Origin of the sequence: Sporofaciens musculi (genome assembly GCF_009830285.1) — a bacterium.
Taxonomy (GTDB): Bacteria; Bacillota; Clostridia; order Lachnospirales; family Lachnospiraceae; genus Sporofaciens; species Sporofaciens musculi.
The window spans coordinates 2,733,843-2,750,055 of sequence record NZ_WUQX01000001.1; the positions used below are offsets into that span (position 1 = coordinate 2,733,843).

Sequence of the window (16,213 nt, forward strand, 5' to 3'; positions counted from 1 at the left end):
ATACACAAAAATCAGACATACATCAAGTAATTTTATAGAATTCTTGTTTTTTTCATTATATTTTAATGGTTTATGCCATGCCGCTAAGCTTCTTAGCCTTATACTCTCTATAACGACCTTCCTCGATTGCTTCCCTAATCTCCTCCATCATCGTATTATAGAAATACAGATTATGAAGTACGCACAAACGCATACCGAGCATCTCCTTGGCCTTTAACAGATGACGGATATACGCTCTGGAATATGTCCGGCAAGCCGGACACTGGCAGCCTTCCTCAACGGGACGCTCATCTAACTCATACTTTGCATTAAAAAGATTCAGCTTCCCTTGATTGGTATACACATGTCCGTGACGCCCGTTGCGGCTGGGATACACACAGTCAAAGAAATCAACGCCTTTGTCTACCGCCTCCAGAATATTCGCCGGCGTCCCCACTCCCATCAAATAGGTAGGCTTTGCTGTGGGCAGATAAGGCACCACCGCCTCCAGAATCCGGTACATTTCTTCATGGGACTCTCCAACTGCAAGCCCACCGACTGCATAACCATCAAGGTTAAGCTCTGTAATCTCCTGTGCGTGGCGGATACGGATATCCTCATAAACGCCCCCCTGGTTAATCCCAAATAACATCTGATGCCTATTGATGGTATCCGGCAGACTGTTAAGCCTGTCCATCTCCTTTTTACAACGGTTAAGCCAACGCGCCGTTCGAGCCACCGACCGTTCCATATACTCTCGGTCCGCCACACTGGACGGGCACTCGTCAAATGCCATGGCAATGGTGGAGGCCAGATTGGACTGAATCTGCATACTCTCCTCCGGCCCCATGAATATCTTTCTTCCGTCTATATGGGAGTTAAAATACACTCCCTCCTCTTTGATTCGTCTTAAGCCTGCCAGAGAGAATACCTGGAAACCGCCCGAATCCGTCAGGATTGGCTTGTCCCACGCCATAAACCTGTGAAGCCCTCCAAGCTTTCTCACCACTTCATCCCCCGGACGGACATGAAGGTGGTAGGTATTGGAAAGCTCTATCTGAGTCTTGATTCCTCTCAGGTCATCAGTGGAAACCGCTCCCTTAATAGCAGCGGCCGTCCCCACATTCATAAATACAGGGGTCTCAACGACCCCATGTACTGTATGCAATCTTCCTCTCTTGGCAAGACCATCCTGTTTGATTAACTCATACATGGTCTATTCTCCTTCTCTTAATAATGGCAGATTACTGGCACACCATCGTACATCAAATCATATAACTGCTGTGCAATGCTGTAGGGCAGGTTCACACACCCGTGAGAGCCATGGGTCTGATATCTTCTGCCGCCAAATGATGACTGCCAGGTCGCGTCATGGAATCCAATACCTCCGTTAAAAGGCATCCAGAACGCAACCGGCGTCTCATACTCATAGGTTCCGTCCGGCTGTTTTTCTCCTCTAAGCGTCCTGTTCTTCTGCTTCCAGGCCAGAGAATAGTAGCCCTGGGGCGTGGCATGCCCTTTATTCGGATTACCGGTAACACAATCGGACTGTAGTACCACCTGACCGTCCTTAATAAAATACATTCTCTGGTTCGTCAAATCAACCTCTGCGTACGTACTGCCCACATCGGTGCCTCCGTGGCTGATTCCCCGACTGGAATAGTTGGGCTCTCTGGTTACCGTCTCTGCATTCTGGATGTTGGCCAATAACGCGCCAAACTCCGCCTCCTGGTCGATTCTCCATCCGAAGCCGCCGCCTTCCACCGTCACCACATTGCCGCTGGCCGTGGTAAATGGCCTTGGAACTCCCTTGGTATTATACTTATCAGCCAAGGTCTGAATATACCCCCTGACTGCTTCCTCGTCAAAGGTTACATTCATCTCCCCGTCAACCCTCACCCACTGAGAGATTACGGATGAATCCACCACCTCTGTATTGGGGTTAAAATCATAAGTAATATTCGCTCCCAGGTAACTGTTCATAGCTGCTGCCGCTGCCGTTACCTCCGGAGAATCAGACACAAACCTTGGCAGGGCATAGCACCCCGTCTCGGAAAGGTCCAATGTGGGCTGGAAACCATTGATGGCCTCCGCCACCTTCGCATTAAATACCTCGCTGTTAATCTGGGTTCCCACCACCTCCGGCACCACCACAAACTGTCCCTCCTGAAACTCCGGGTGAGCGTCCACGGAGGGCGTCTGCGCCTCTGGATTCATACATCCAAGAGCCGCGATTGATGCACCCAGCGCCGCCTCGTCATACTGAACCCCAATCTCCGTCTCAATCTTCGGATGGTCCCAAAGAGATTTGGGCCACAAAAATCCATTCTGCTCCTTCACAATCTCGTCAAGCTTCCCGCCTGGCACATACTGAATTGAAATATCCGAACCAACAATCGTCTCTGTCCCTCCGCCGGATTCCTTAAGGGTCAGTGTATAATCTCCCACCTTCTTTTTCATCTCGTCTTCCACCTGGTCAACGCTTTTCATTGAACAATCTGTACCGTTAATCTCCGTGAAAAACATAAAATGACTGTTGAAATACATGGCAAAACCTATGTAAACTGCCAAGAGCACGCCCGCTACGCTTCCCACCGCAATAAGCGCCGCCTTCTTGGCCTTCTTACTCTTATTCTTGTCCTTTTTCTTCCTTCTCCCTCTCCTGCTCATCTTATCCTCATCTCGGTCGTCAAAATCGTCAAAATCGTCCATATCATTGACACGCTCCGTCTCATCAAGCTTTTCTGATTCCCGATCTCTCAACTTATCTTCACTATATGCTTTTTTCTTCCTGCGCTTATCTGAGACATCCTCTCTGGCTTCCTGTCTTCTCATTCCAGATACGTCTCTGTCAGAAGATACGCTAGAAGGGTTAGAGTTCTTCTTACGAGCCTTCCTTTTAGGCGGGCGATTCTCCTCCCTAGCCTCCCTGCGCGAAAGGGCTTTGGCAGAAGCATCTTCAGACCTTCTTTCCTTAGAGCCCCCTTTTGAAGACGCCTCCTTTTCCCCGCTCTGCCGCGAAGCCTTTCTGGGAGACTTTTCCTCCCTGGAGGAATTCTCCCTCTGAGCTTGATTATCCCTTCGTGGCTGCCCATTCCTTTGCGGAGTCTTTTTACCGGAAGATTTTTTTCTTGGAATATCATAACTACCATCCGTTTCTTTCCTAGATTTTGATTGGTTAAGGTCCTCAAAGCTCCTCTTTATGGATTCTTCGATTATATCCTCCGGCCTTTTATCTCTACTACTCATCAACCTTACTCCTCTGATCGAATTTCAAATCATGTCGGACAAAATCCCACCGTCAGGATATTCATTACAGCCACCCTGACAGTACACTTATACATTATAATATGCACATTTACAAAAGTACAGGAAAAAAAACCAAAAAAATAATGAATATTTCCTGAAGATATTGCAATTTTATTACAAATATATTAAAATTATACAATTTATTATTCTTCCATCTGACAGAAGTATATGCTAGAATAAATGAAATAACTACTTTACAACATCTGTTTTTCTGAATCAGAATGATAAAAAGGAGATTTACAAATGGCTGGATCAACATATGGGAACTTATTTTCAATCACAACATGGGGTGAATCTCACGGACCGGCAATCGGAGTTGTCATTGATGGCTGCCCTGCGGGTCTTCCCCTCACAGAAGACGACGTACAACAATTCTTAAACCGCAGAAAACCGGGCCAGAGCAAATATACCACCGCCCGCAGCGAAGCCGATAAAGCTTTGCTTCTCTCCGGTGTTTTTGAAGGCGTCACCACGGGAACCCCCATCTCTGTGATTGTACATAATCAGGACCAACGCTCACGGGATTACCAAAAGATTAAGGACTGCTATCGTCCGGGACACGCGGATTATACATTTGACGCCAAATATGGCATCCGCGACTATCGGGGCGGCGGAAGAACCTCCGGCCGCGAGACCATTGGGCGGGTAGCTGCTGGAGCCGTGGCCTCCAAGTTACTTCAAAGGCTTGGAATTCGTGTTATGGCCTATACCAAAGCCATCGGCAGCATTACGATTCCAGAGACGGAATACGACTATGGGTGTATCAACGACAATCCCTTGTATATGCCAAACAATGAATACGCAAAAAAAGCCGCCGACTGTCTGGAAAAATGTGTGAAAAACCAGGATTCCATGGGCGGCATCATAGAGTGTGTCATCGACGGTATGCCCGCCGGAATCGGGGAACCTGTATTTCATAAATTAGACGCTGCTCTATCCAAAGCCCTCATGTCCATCGGCGCTGTCAAGGGTGTGGAGATTGGCGACGGGTTTCAGGCCGCCTGTGCAGCCGGCAGTAAGAATAACGACGGATTCTATATGGAGAAAGGAAAGGTCTGCAAGCGAAGCAACCATTCCGGAGGAACCCTGGGCGGATTAAGCGATGGAAGCCAGATCGTGCTTCGTGCAGCGGTGAAGCCCACCCCGTCCATCTCACAGGACCAGGAGACGGTGAATGTATATGGGGAGGATACTCCCATTACAATTACCGGACGCCACGATCCTGTGATTGTGCCCAGGGCTGTGGTGGTGGTGGAGTCTATGGCGGCCATTACCATTGCAGACCTTTTGATGACAAATATGAGCGCAAGGGTGGAGTATTTGGAAAGAATTTATGGATGACTCTTTCGTATACAAAATAAACCGAATTACTTAGAATGTATAAACTAACAATAAAACAGTAACAAAAATCACGTAAGAGGTAGGTTACCCATCGCCTACCTCTTTTTAAAGATAAAAGATTCATTATCTAATTCAAACTTGGACATCAGTTTTCTGAAGGTATCTTGTCCATCCAGACAAGTGCCTGTCAGATAGCCTTTCTCCCGTTCCCATTCAGATAGCCCCCTGTAATAATACATTTTTTTGGCATCTTCAATGATAAACGGAGTAAGCCCGAAACGCAGGCACTCTTTTAAAGCAATCAGCCTGCCCACTCTGCCGTTGCCATCATTAAAAGAGTGAATACACAAAAAATCATATATAAAACAGGAAGCAATGCACCCAGCCATTTTTCCGTGACGCTAAAAGCAGCGTCTTTGGCCCGTATGTCAGATAAGGCTTTCGTTTCCTCCTGTAAAGCTCCTTCATTGGATTTCACTTCAGACGGTTCACCCACTCAGTTGACGCATCCATGGCAGTACGGCAGGCATTCGTCTGGTCCAGAGCGTTCAGCATCACAAAATCATGAATCGTCCCCTGTATCCGCAACGCTGTTACTTCCACGCCTGCACACCGGAGCCTTTCGCCAAATGCTTCCCCTTCGCTGCGTAAAACATCTGCCTGGCCGTTTATAATCATCGTCGGCGGAAAACACTTTAGACAATCTATATCCGTCCGGAGAGGGGATGCAGTAATCTGATTTCTATCTTCCATAGATGCTGTATACTGCCGCCAGAACCATTTCATCCCTTCCCGATATAGATAATAGTCCGCTGCAAATTGACGGTAACTTGGCGTGTCAAAACAGGCGTTTGTTACTGGATAATACAACAGCAGCTTGTGGATACACGGACCATGCCGCATAGATGACATCAGAACCATAGCGATTGCCATATTCCCACCAACACTGTCGCCTGCTACTGTGAGCGGGGCGCCGATTGCCATCGGAAAACAATTCCCCATGATTTCCCATATATGGGAAAGGAGAAAATAGCACTGTTCTATCGCTGTTGGGTATTTCGCTTCCGGCGACCGGCTATATTCGGGGAAAACGACCAGTGAATCCGTCCTTGCGGAAAGTTCCCTGACTAACTTTTCGTGTGTATGGAAGCTGCCAAACACCCAGCCTGCGCCATGGATATAAAATATAATGTTTCTGATCTTCCCATCCCTAGGCCCAATAAAATATACCGGAATGCTTCCCCATATCCCAGTATTGACACAAACTGAGGATATATCGGCAGGATATTTATATACAGACGTATCCTGCATTTCCTCTAATGCCCTCCTGCCTTGCTCTGGCGGCATCTGAAAGATCAGAGGAGGCACAGAGCTTTTATTGCAGACAAATTCTGCAGCAGGTTCCAACGGAACACATCGTTTCATATTTCATTCTTCCTCTATGCTATAAATGATTTTTATTATTATATGTAATTCTTCCGTTTTTGCATATCTGCCAAAAAATAAAAAACTACATCTTATGAATAACGCACTTTCAATCCCATATCTTCTCCTACACACTCTCACGCCTGCAATATATCCTCACCGTCAGAACCAAAAACAGCGGAATTTCTATCGCAGCCGCCCCTACTATAAGATACGGCGTCCAGATTACCGCAGGCCCCACATGGACAAAATCAGTCCCCAAAATCTCAAAGAGAAATGAATTTGTAAACCCTATTCCACCAGAGGGCAGAATACACCGGATAAGCTTCGCCAAATTTGCCGATGAAATCATGGAAATAATTGTAGGCAGTAAACCTAGCAGTACCGCAATTTTCAAGGAATCCTGAATGTTCTTACATCTTGCGGACAAAAATAGCGTACAACATACCGTGGCCAGAAGGGACAAGAACATACCTGCCGTCACCACCGCCTGGGTCTGCCCTATTGTAAGAGCCGGAATCACTAATACAGTATATAACATCTGCACTGATGCTTTCAATCCCTCTATGCCGAACGTCACATCCGTAATCAGCAGGAACACGGCCATTCCAATCAAAAAAGTCACTGTAAATACCGCTAATGCCGTCACAATCTTCGCAGCAGCCAAATGTACCCTTCCATACTTGGCGCAGCGCAGGATGCTGTCAGCCCCTGTCTGGTATTCAGCCGAAAATATGGGGGAAATAATCACCATGAACACCAGCATTATCAACAGAATATAGATGGTCAGGTACTCAAAAGACGTTATGTCATATCCTGAAATATACACAAAGGGCATCTTGATGTCCTTGCTCAATTCCTGAATCTTCTCCTGCTCGGCGTCACTGTTCCCCATCATAGCCAGCCGCTTTCGATACTCGTCATAAAGCCGCGGGGCGTCCTCAGGCGAGAGCTCCTCGTCCGTCATGGAATAAAGATTGATTCCATCCGGCAGCAGTACTGAGGCAGCCATGTAAATCACAGGATAAACAGGCTCAATCCTTCGGACATATTCCTCCCTTGGCATCTCCGGCGGAAAGATTGCGCCGTACTCTCGGTAACACTCTTGAAATATGGTAATTGCCTGACGAATCTCCTCCTGAGTAAGCACTCCGTTTATCCCCTTTTCCTTCTCCTTTAGGCAGTCGATTGCCTCCTTCCCTTCCAGGGAAATTAAATTCCCCTGTTCATCCACATCAAAGGTTTTTACAAATGATATGGGCAAATATGCCAGCACAGCCGACAAAAGCAGAAGCAATGCCAGCATCACCCAGGTAGACCTGGTTGTGACCACCCGTTTCAATTCCAAATAAATCAATCGTTTCATCTATATGCCTCCTCATTCTTATAACAAACATTTTCATACCGTCAATCTTCTTTCCCACTCTCCGGAAACAGCCACAGATACAAATCCTCCATCCGAGGTTCTTCACTCTTAGACCCAGGAATTACCTCTGTCTCGGCAAGATAACGCACCTTCACATCCCCGTTTTCTTCATTGTAAACATTTACCATGGGAATACGATGCTCATACTCCTCAAGCTCTCGGCTGTCGATATTGGCTGACCAGACCTTCCCTGACACCATCTGGACCAACTCCTTCGTCTTTCCCGTGGCAATAATCTTCCCTTCCTTCATGATGGCATTGCAGGTGGCAATGTACTCTATATCCGACACGATATGAGTGGAAATAAGCACAATCCTGTCGTGGGCAAATTCTGACAGAAGGTTTCTGAATTTTACCCTCTCACCTGGGTCAAGCCCGCTGGTCGGCTCATCCAGAACTAGCACCTCCGGCTCATTAAGCAATGCCTGGGCAATCCCGACCCGCCGCTTCATACCGCCGGAGAGCTTGGATATCTTTTTATTTCTGACATTGGAAAGGGACACCCTCTCAAGAAGTATCTGAATACGCTTAAGGGACTCAGCCTTTGTAAGCCCCTTAAGCGCGGCAATGTATTCCAGATAGTCCTGGATGCTAAAGCTTGGATAAAAGCCGAACTCCTGGGGCAGATATCCGAAAATATCTCGATACGCCTCCTTCAGTGTGCCAATCTCGATTCCATCATACCGGACGCAGCCCGATGTGGGCCGCTGGATTCCAGCAATCATCCGCATAAGCGTCGTCTTCCCCGCCCCGTTTGCGCCCAAAAGCCCCCATACTCCAGGGGTAAGCGTCAGCGAAACCTGGTCAACGGCACATTTATCCTTATATTGTTTTGTAATTCCACAGATTTCTAGTTCCATATTCTTCTCCTTCTTTTCAATCCTTCTTTATACTAATCAGCAGCTCGTTCTCCTACTTCCCCGCTTTCCTTTACCCACCTATAAACCGATATCAGAAACAGCGGAAGAATACATACCATAAACAGCGCCCACAGCCTGACATTGTCATAGACAACCGGCATTCTGTGATACAGAATAATTAACGCCGCCCCAAGACAGGCGCAATAGCCCACGCACACTCCGACTCTCTGGGATACCTCCTCCCACCCATCCGTACGCCTGATAATCTGCACACATCCCGTACACGCCAAAAACAGCGGAGGCAGAAAATACAAAGCCATACTCCCTGCCGAAAGCCCAGCCACGCCTGTTGTCAAGCCCGCAAAAAAAGCAAAAACTGCCAGATACTCCACGGCCAAAAGCATGATCTTCGCCATAAGAAGCCTTGGAAACGAAATTCGCGACGCCAATTCAACCTCTTGCATCTGATAGCGGCAGGACATCAGCAGTAGCGGTACAGAAGTCATCACCAACACAACCGCCAGGATTCCCATAAGCAGCGGTATATGACATATACTCAAATATTCCAGCTCCCCGTCCATCGTCCGATATATGACCAAGAACAGAACTGCCGCGGCTAACCCTTGGGTCATCCACATCTCTTTCCCCATAAATGGAAGCTGCCTTACCATGAATGCAAAAAAGCCGATTCTTTTTTGAGGCCGCCAAATAGACTCTAGCTTTCGTACAGATGCAAGCACCCTGGCCTTATTTTCCTCCAGACCTTTGCCCTCCAGACTCTCCCTGTGAAGATTTGCTTTATGCTCATTTCCATCACTCTTATCTGATACGTCAATCTTCAGAGCCCATCCCAATTCTTCATGTATTTTCTTCACAATGCCTCACACCTCTCCTTCCATCTCACGTTTCAAAAGCTTCAACGCTCTCCGAAGCCTAGACTGCACCGTCCGCATGGGAAGGTCCAGCACCATGGCAATCTCCTTAAAACTTAATTCCTGGGCATACTTAAGATATACAATCTCCCTTAATTCTTCCGGAAGCTTACGTACCATATGCTGGAAATTCACCTGTGCCTCCGAGTTTGCATACCCCGTCTCCAGAAACTCCATATCTTCCGGAAGCTCTGCCGCCTTTTTCTGTCTCCATAAATCCGTACAGGTATTGGACGCCACCTTATATAAAAAGCCTCGAAATTTCCCCCTGTCCTGATACTGAGGAAAGTAGCGTATTACCTTGAGAAATGTGTCCTGTACTGCATCCCTTGCCCCTTCCATGTCCGGCGAATGGTAGATACAGTATCTAAAGATATCTTCATAATATATGGACACCAATTCCTCCCAACATAAAGTATCTCCCTTTCTAATTCGATGCAGTAATTCATTTTCACGCGTCAAAATTCTTCCTCCTTGTAATGAGAGGCGTCCCTCTCTGTAATAGATAACGTACTACAAAGAGAAAATGATTTCAAATTTTAATGGAATTTTAAAATGGGTGAAACCCAAAAAGATAAAATAAGATCTGTACTGGCAGGAGAATAGATTTTCTCCTACCAGTGCCTGCTGTGGCAGCAGATATGTAAAATAAACTTTATTCAGTGAAAAGCCTTTTAAAAGCGACGGCCCTCCACCATACCCCTTTTGTAACATAATCGGTATCCACTAAAATATTTCCTCCCCTAAGTATTTGTCATGTGGAACTATTAAGCACTTTTCGATAGACTTCCAATAACTATTGTAAAGATTTTTTTGTGCTACTCCATAGCTTTCTTTCGTATCAAATTCCCAGTAAAGCATATACTTAACACTTTTTACAATACGGGTGATTTTAAGAGGTGGAAGCCCCTCCTTAATTTGCGCCATGTCTATGTGATACCCTCTTTTGACAAACCGAAGCAGAAGCAATCCCTCCTGTTTTTCCAAAAAACTTTTTGCCTCAAGCATCAGTGCTTCAAATTCTTCCACCTTTTGCGGCTTGACCTGATAAATACATATTTCAGTAAATGGCATATTTAATTCTCCTTCATTTTAATATTTCTATGTGGACGTTTGCCCTGTGAATGTTTTACCCGCTCATATCCCCGCAATATCAACCAATGTCAATTTCTTAATATCCGTATTCTCAAGACTGGTAATCAGCGCCTTCGCCGTATCAATAGCCGTCAGCACATTCACTCCCGTCTCAATGGCATTTCTGCGGATCACAAACCCATCCCGCGCTCTGTCTGCCCCCTGCTGGGGCGTATCAATAACAAGATCAATCTTATGCCCCAGAATCAAGTCCATAAGGTTTGGCGACTCCTGCTCAATCTTCCTGACCATATTAGCTTTTATGCCATTGTCCTTCAGCGCCTCCGCTGTTCCCTTGGTAGCAAAAATCCGATAGCCGATATTTTGGAATCTGCGTCCAATCTCCAAAGCCTCCTCCTTATCTTCATTCCGCACAGTCAGAATCAGATTCTTATGCCTTGGCAGGCGGATTCCTGCTCCTAAAAACGCTTTATATAATGCCTCGTCAAATGTTCCTGCAATCCCCAGACATTCTCCGGTGGACTTCATCTCCGGCCCTAAGCTTATATCCGCCCCTCGAATCTTCTCGAAGGAGAACACCGGCATCTTTACTGCATAATAATCTGCCTCCGGCTGTAATCCCGGCGTATACCCAAGCTCTCTGATTTTCTTTCCGGTCATCACCTTAGAAGCCAGCGGCACGATGGGTATCCCCGTCACCTTGCTGATATAGGGAACCGTACGGCTGGATCTGGGATTCACTTCGATGACATATACCTCCTCCCCGCACACGATGAACTGAATATTAATCAGTCCGATTACATGGAGAGAACGGGCAAGCTTTCTGGTATAATCCTCAAGTCTTTGCTTCGTATTCTCGGAAATACTCTTTGCCGGATATATGGAAATACTGTCGCCAGAATGGATTCCTGCCCGCTCAATGTGCTCCATGATACCTGGAATCAGAATATCCTCCCCATCACATACAGCATCCACCTCAATCTCCTTGCCCTGCAGATACTTGTCCACAAGGATTGGGTGATCCTGGGCAATCCGGTTGATGATTCCCATGAATTCCTCCACATCATGGTCATTGATGGCAATCTGCATTCCCTGTCCGCCCAACACATAGGAGGGTCTTACCAACACCGGATATCCAAGGCGATTGGCAACCTCCTTGGCCTCGTCTGCGGTAAATACCGTACCGCCGCTGGGTCTTGGGATACCGCATTTTTCCAGAATCTCGTCAAATAATTCTCTGTCCTCCGCCGCATCCACATTTTGGGCAGAAGTCCCAAGAATTGGTACTCCCATCTTCATTAAGGCTTCCGTCAGCTTGATGGCTGTCTGCCCGCCGAACTGAACCACCGCCCCGTCCGGCTTCTCCACGTCCACAATGCTCTCCACGTCTTCCGGTGTCAACGGCTCAAAATACAACTTATCTGCAATATCAAAATCCGTACTAACTGTCTCAGGATTGTTGTTTATAATAATGGTTTCATAGCCTTCTTTGGAAAACGCCCAGGTACAGTGTACGGAGCAGAAATCAAACTCAATCCCCTGTCCAATCCGAATAGGACCTGAACCAAGCACCAGAATCTTTTTCCTTTTCCCTTCATTCTCATCCCCATTTGCGAAAGAATCCCAAACCGCCTCATTTTCACTCCCGAACACAGAATAATAGTAAGGCGTCTCCGCCTCAAATTCCGCCGCGCAGGTATCCACCATCCGGTAAGCCGCAGTAATTCCCCACTGATGGCGCATTTGATGAATCTGTCTTACCGGCCTTTCTGTAAGCTTTGCTATAACCTCGTCAGGAAACTCCAAACGCTTGGCCTCTTTTAAAAGCTGCTCGTCCAACTGCTCTGTGCGAAGCTTCTTTTCCATTTCCACGAGAATCGCAATCTTATCAATGAACCACAGATCAATCTTGGTAATTCCATGAATTACCTCATAGGAAATACCCCTGCGTACTGCCTCGGCAATCTTCCAGATACGGGTATCGTCCACTCTTCCCAGTTCTTCCAGCAGCTCATCCTCATGAAGATGGGAAAAGTCATAGGACATGAGGCTGTCCACATGCTGCTCCAGAGAACGGATGGCCTTCATCAGCGCCCCTTCAAAATTGTCACAGATACTCATCACCTCTCCTGTGGCCTTCATCTGTGTGGTCAGAGTACGCTTTGCACTGATAAATTTATCGAAGGGAAGTCTTGGAATCTTCACCACACAGTAGTCAAGCATAGGCTCAAAGCTGGCATAAGTCTTTTTCGTAACCCCATTTTTAATCTCATCCAGAGTATACCCAAGGGCAATCTTGGCCGCAACCTTGGCAATGGGATAGCCTGTGGCCTTGGAGGCCAGAGCAGAAGAACGGCTGACACGGGGATTCACCTCAATCACACAATACTCAAAGGTCTTTGGATTAAGGGCATACTGAACATTACAGCCTCCCGTAATGTTCAGCTCGCTGATGATATTTAGGGCAGAAGTTCTAAGCATCTGGTATTCCTTGTCCCCAAGGGTTTGGGACGGGGCGACCACAATACTGTCCCCTGTATGTACGCCCACCGGATCAAGATTCTCCATGTTGCAGACCGTGATGCAGTTTCCCTTGCCATCCCGCACCACCTCATACTCAATTTCCTTCCATCCGGCGATACACCTCTCCACCAGAACCTGTCCCACACGGGAGAGGCGCAGCCCGTTTTCCAGAATCTCCTTAAGCGCCCTTCTGTTATCTGCTATACCGCCGCCGCTGCCCCCAAGAGTATAAGCGGGACGAAGGACCACAGGATAGCCGATTTCTTCTGCAAATCTTACCCCCTCCTCCACCGACTCTACTACCAGAGACGCTGCACATGGCTCCCCGATTTTTTCCATTGTGGTCTTGAATTCCAGACGGTCCTCCGCTTTTCGGATTGTCTCAGAGGTAGTCCCAATCAAAGCCACGCCATGTTCTTTTAAGAAGCCCTTTTCCTCAAGCTCCATGGCAAGGTTCAAGGCTGCCTGTCCCCCTAAGGTGGGAAGCACACTGTCTGGCTTCTCCTTTAAAATCAACTGCTCCACCACCTCCGCTGTCAGCGGCTCAATGTAGACATGGTCTGCAATGTCCTTATCCGTCATGATGGTCGCTGGATTGGAATTGAGAAGAACCACCTCAATTCCTTCCTCCTTCAAGGAACGGCATGCCTGCGTGCCCGCATAATCAAACTCCGCCGCCTGCCCTATAACAATAGGGCCAGAGCCTATAACCAGAACCTTCTTAATTGCATTATTCCTTGGCATAATTTACGCTCCTTTCATCATTTCCATAAACCGGTCGAACAGATACCCTGAATCCTGAGGCCCCGGACACGCCTCCGGATGAAACTGCACCGTAAAAATCTTCTTTCCCTCGTACACAAGCCCTTCATTTGTTCCGTCATTCACATTGACAAACGCCTCTCTTGCAACCGCCCTGTCCATACTGGCGGCATCCACAGCGTAACCATGGTTCTGGGAGGAAATATAGACCCTGCCATTTTCCAAATCCTTCACCGGATGGTTCCCACCCCTGTGCCCGTATTTCAGCTTATAGGTCCTTCCCCCATTGGCAAGGGCCATAAGCTGGTGGCCAAGGCAGATGGCAAATATAGGGATATCCGTTTCATATAATTTTCGTATCTCTTGGATGATGGAGGTATTCGTCTCCGGATTTCCCGGTCCGTTGGACAGCATGACTCCATCCGGCTTCGATGCGATAATCTCCTTTGCATATGTATGAGCGGGATAAACCGTCACCTCACATCCCCGACGGTTCAAAGACCTGGCAATATTGTTCTTTGCGCCGAAATCCAAAAGGGCAACCCGCGGCCCTTCTCCCTTTAAGACGTACCGCTGCTGGCAGGATACCGCGGACACCACGTCGCCAATCCTGTACTCTTTAAGACGAGGAAGGATTTTTTCTAAGTCGTAGTCTTCGTTGGTGGTAATCATCCCGTTCATGGTTCCCATCTCCCGCAGACGTTTGGTCAATGTACGGGTGTCAACTCCGGCAATTCCTGGGATATCCTGCTTTTTTAGGAAATCCGTAAGGCTTCCCTCACAGCGGAAATTACTTGGCATCCTTGAGATTTCCCGCACAATATAGCCGTCTGGCCAAGCGCGCCTTGACTCCATATCCGGCGTCACCCCATAATTTCCAATCAACGGATATGTCATCACCACCGCCTGTCCGGCATAGGAAGGGTCTGTCAATACTTCCAGATAACCTGTCATCGAAGTGTTAAACACAATCTCGCTGATCATCTCCCTGTCTGAGCCTATGCTGGTTCCTGTAAAGACTGTCCCGTCTTCCAATATAAGAAATGCTTTCATATACCACCTGTCCCCTTTCTCTCATATGGTAACTTCCTGCCATCCCCGCAAAAAAAGGCAGTATGCACATGCACAACTGCCTTATTATACATGGAGCAGCAGACCTCATCGTCTCCTTAAGTCCGAAAGTAATCGCCCCTAATGGGCGGACTTCATCCAACAAAGTATACTACAAAAAACAAGGATTTTCAAGACCTAGTCATACTGCCAGTAAACCGTAATCTTATTAAGCTCAGGCTCATCCATATACTGATACCTCACCTCGGTAAGCCCATACCAGTCCGCCAGATTCTGGGCGGCAGTTTTTATAACATCCTTAAGCACCTCCTCATGAGCCTGATCGTAGAGGGCGTCGGTTGCAAATTTCAGCACCACCGGATTCTCTCCAGATGAAATGACGTCATTCATCCGCATCAACACCAAATCCGGATCGTAGGAGGTATAATACATATTATTCATCATATAGTAATTCCGGTTCATGGTCGTACATGCCGGAAGGGGCACATCACGATCTGGAGTGTGATTTTTCAGAAGCTCCCCGTCGTCACAGAGCATAAAATCATAGCTGATCATCTGGAACTGATTGACGTCCTCTCCCTCGGAGGCCTTAAAAACCGGATCCCCCCAGGTAACGTCCATATAATAATAGTCCCCCTCACATTTCACCAGATTCCACGCATGGTTCTGCCCGCCGCTGGTGGTTCCTGTCACATAGGTACAGAACACACCAAGCCGTTCAAGAAGATACTGAGCTGCCTTTGAATAACCTGCACAGACAGAGCGCCGGTGCATGAATACGCTGTAAATGTTCTGATTATCCGGCGCCTCCAAATCATAATCAACCGTATTCACAATATACTCATAGACATACAAAATCTTATTGTAATCCAAGTCGCCTGCCGAGATTCCCGACAGACACTCAAACGCCTGTGCCTCAATCTCCGCCTTCATCCGCTCTTTTTCTTCCCCAGCATATGCATAGGTAGGCCTTAAGACCGTATAGGGCTCTGCGCCTTCATAGCTGGTGGCAGAAATCGTACCGTCACACCAAAAAATCTCCGGACAATCCTTTAAAATATACTGGAATATCTCGTTGGCCCGCTCGGCATCAGATGCATGGATATAGATTTCCTCTGTGTTTTGGTTCACACCCTCCAAAATCTCCCGATAGGTCAGCCGGTCCGCCTCATTTAGCTGCTGGTAATAGAATTTCTGTCCAACCTCCTCCTCCTGAATTACCACCTGCTGATAGGGAATCTCCTGCGGACCCGTAAGCTCCCGTTCAATCTCTTTCACCACATCCGGCTTAAATCCGATGCCATAGGCAATACAAAAGGATGCAACAGCCAGACAAAACAATCCGCTTGTCACCGCAAGGGTATGCAGGCATCCTCTTTTTCTTCGTCGTTTTTTCTTCATATCTACTCCTTGATGTATCTGTTCTAAACAGTCACACAACCGTCGATACTCTATATTATATTCACTTTTTCTAAAATATACAATATCAA

Annotated in this window: 14 protein-coding genes; 1 reads left to right on the top strand and 13 read right to left on the bottom strand. The window is 47.3% G+C overall.

The features are described from left to right. Positions 1 to 70: 70 nt before the first annotated feature. Both tgt and GN277_RS13700 read right to left on the bottom strand, forming a co-directional pair. Positions 71 to 1,192, bottom strand: a complete 1,122-nt coding sequence (tgt, locus tag GN277_RS13695) for a tRNA guanosine(34) transglycosylase Tgt (RefSeq protein WP_159751547.1) — start codon at positions 1,190 to 1,192, stop codon at positions 71 to 73. 17 nt (positions 1,193 to 1,209) lie between these two features. Next, positions 1,210 to 3,228: a L,D-transpeptidase family protein gene (locus GN277_RS13700; protein WP_159751548.1), complete on the bottom strand. Its 2,019-nt coding sequence runs from the start codon at positions 3,226 to 3,228 to the stop codon at positions 1,210 to 1,212. Positions 3,229 to 3,531: 303 nt separating this feature from the next. On the opposite strand from GN277_RS13700, the gene aroC reads away from it, so the two are divergent. Continuing rightward, positions 3,532 to 4,629: a chorismate synthase gene (aroC, locus tag GN277_RS13705; RefSeq protein WP_159751549.1), complete on the top strand. Its 1,098-nt coding sequence runs from the start codon at positions 3,532 to 3,534 to the stop codon at positions 4,627 to 4,629. A 95-nt stretch (positions 4,630 to 4,724) separates the two neighbouring features. Here the strand turns inward: aroC and GN277_RS13710 are convergent, their stop codons facing one another. From GN277_RS13710 to GN277_RS13755, 11 genes are all read right to left on the bottom strand, one after another. Then, on the bottom strand, positions 4,725 to 4,979 hold the full coding sequence (locus tag GN277_RS13710) for a Fic family protein (RefSeq protein WP_322101288.1): 255 nt from the start codon (positions 4,977 to 4,979) through the stop codon (positions 4,725 to 4,727). Then, positions 4,931 to 5,107, bottom strand: a complete 177-nt coding sequence (locus tag GN277_RS29440) for a hypothetical protein (protein ID WP_204162861.1) — start codon at positions 5,105 to 5,107, stop codon at positions 4,931 to 4,933. The genes GN277_RS13710 and GN277_RS29440 overlap by 49 nt, the downstream gene beginning before the upstream one ends. Next, positions 5,104 to 6,054, bottom strand: a complete 951-nt coding sequence (locus GN277_RS13715) for an alpha/beta hydrolase (RefSeq protein ID WP_159751551.1) — start codon at positions 6,052 to 6,054, stop codon at positions 5,104 to 5,106. Before GN277_RS13715 ends, GN277_RS29440 begins: the two co-directional genes overlap by 4 nt. A 127-nt stretch (positions 6,055 to 6,181) precedes the next feature. Beyond that, positions 6,182 to 7,420: an ABC transporter permease subunit gene (locus GN277_RS13720; protein ID WP_159751552.1), complete on the bottom strand. Its 1,239-nt coding sequence runs from the start codon at positions 7,418 to 7,420 to the stop codon at positions 6,182 to 6,184. 41 nt (positions 7,421 to 7,461) lie between these two features. Further along, positions 7,462 to 8,340, bottom strand: coding sequence for an ABC transporter ATP-binding protein (locus tag GN277_RS13725; RefSeq protein ID WP_159751553.1), 879 nt, complete (start codon positions 8,338 to 8,340; stop codon positions 7,462 to 7,464). 32 nt (positions 8,341 to 8,372) lie between these two features. Next, positions 8,373 to 9,215 (bottom strand): hypothetical protein, encoded by an 843-nt coding sequence (locus tag GN277_RS13730; RefSeq protein WP_159751554.1) that lies wholly within the window; start codon positions 9,213 to 9,215, stop codon positions 8,373 to 8,375. 6 nt (positions 9,216 to 9,221) lie between these two features. Then, positions 9,222 to 9,734 (bottom strand): RNA polymerase sigma factor, encoded by a 513-nt coding sequence (locus tag GN277_RS13735; protein WP_159751555.1) that lies wholly within the window; start codon positions 9,732 to 9,734, stop codon positions 9,222 to 9,224. A gap of 264 nt (positions 9,735 to 9,998) precedes the next feature. Beyond that, the gene (locus tag GN277_RS13740) at positions 9,999 to 10,346 is read right to left on the bottom strand and encodes a hypothetical protein (RefSeq protein WP_159751556.1); all 348 of its coding nucleotides are present in this window, start codon (positions 10,344 to 10,346) and stop codon (positions 9,999 to 10,001) included. A gap of 63 nt (positions 10,347 to 10,409) precedes the next feature. Next, a complete protein-coding gene (gene carB / locus GN277_RS13745; RefSeq protein ID WP_159751557.1) occupies positions 10,410 to 13,634 on the bottom strand; it encodes a carbamoyl-phosphate synthase large subunit in 3,225 nt (1,074 codons plus the stop codon). 3 nt (positions 13,635 to 13,637) lie between these two features. Beyond that, positions 13,638 to 14,705: a carbamoyl phosphate synthase small subunit gene (locus GN277_RS13750; protein WP_159751558.1), complete on the bottom strand. Its 1,068-nt coding sequence runs from the start codon at positions 14,703 to 14,705 to the stop codon at positions 13,638 to 13,640. A 195-nt stretch (positions 14,706 to 14,900) separates the two neighbouring features. Continuing rightward, positions 14,901 to 16,124, bottom strand: coding sequence for a transglutaminase domain-containing protein (locus GN277_RS13755; protein ID WP_159751559.1), 1,224 nt, complete (start codon positions 16,122 to 16,124; stop codon positions 14,901 to 14,903). Positions 16,125 to 16,213: the final 89 nt, after the last annotated feature.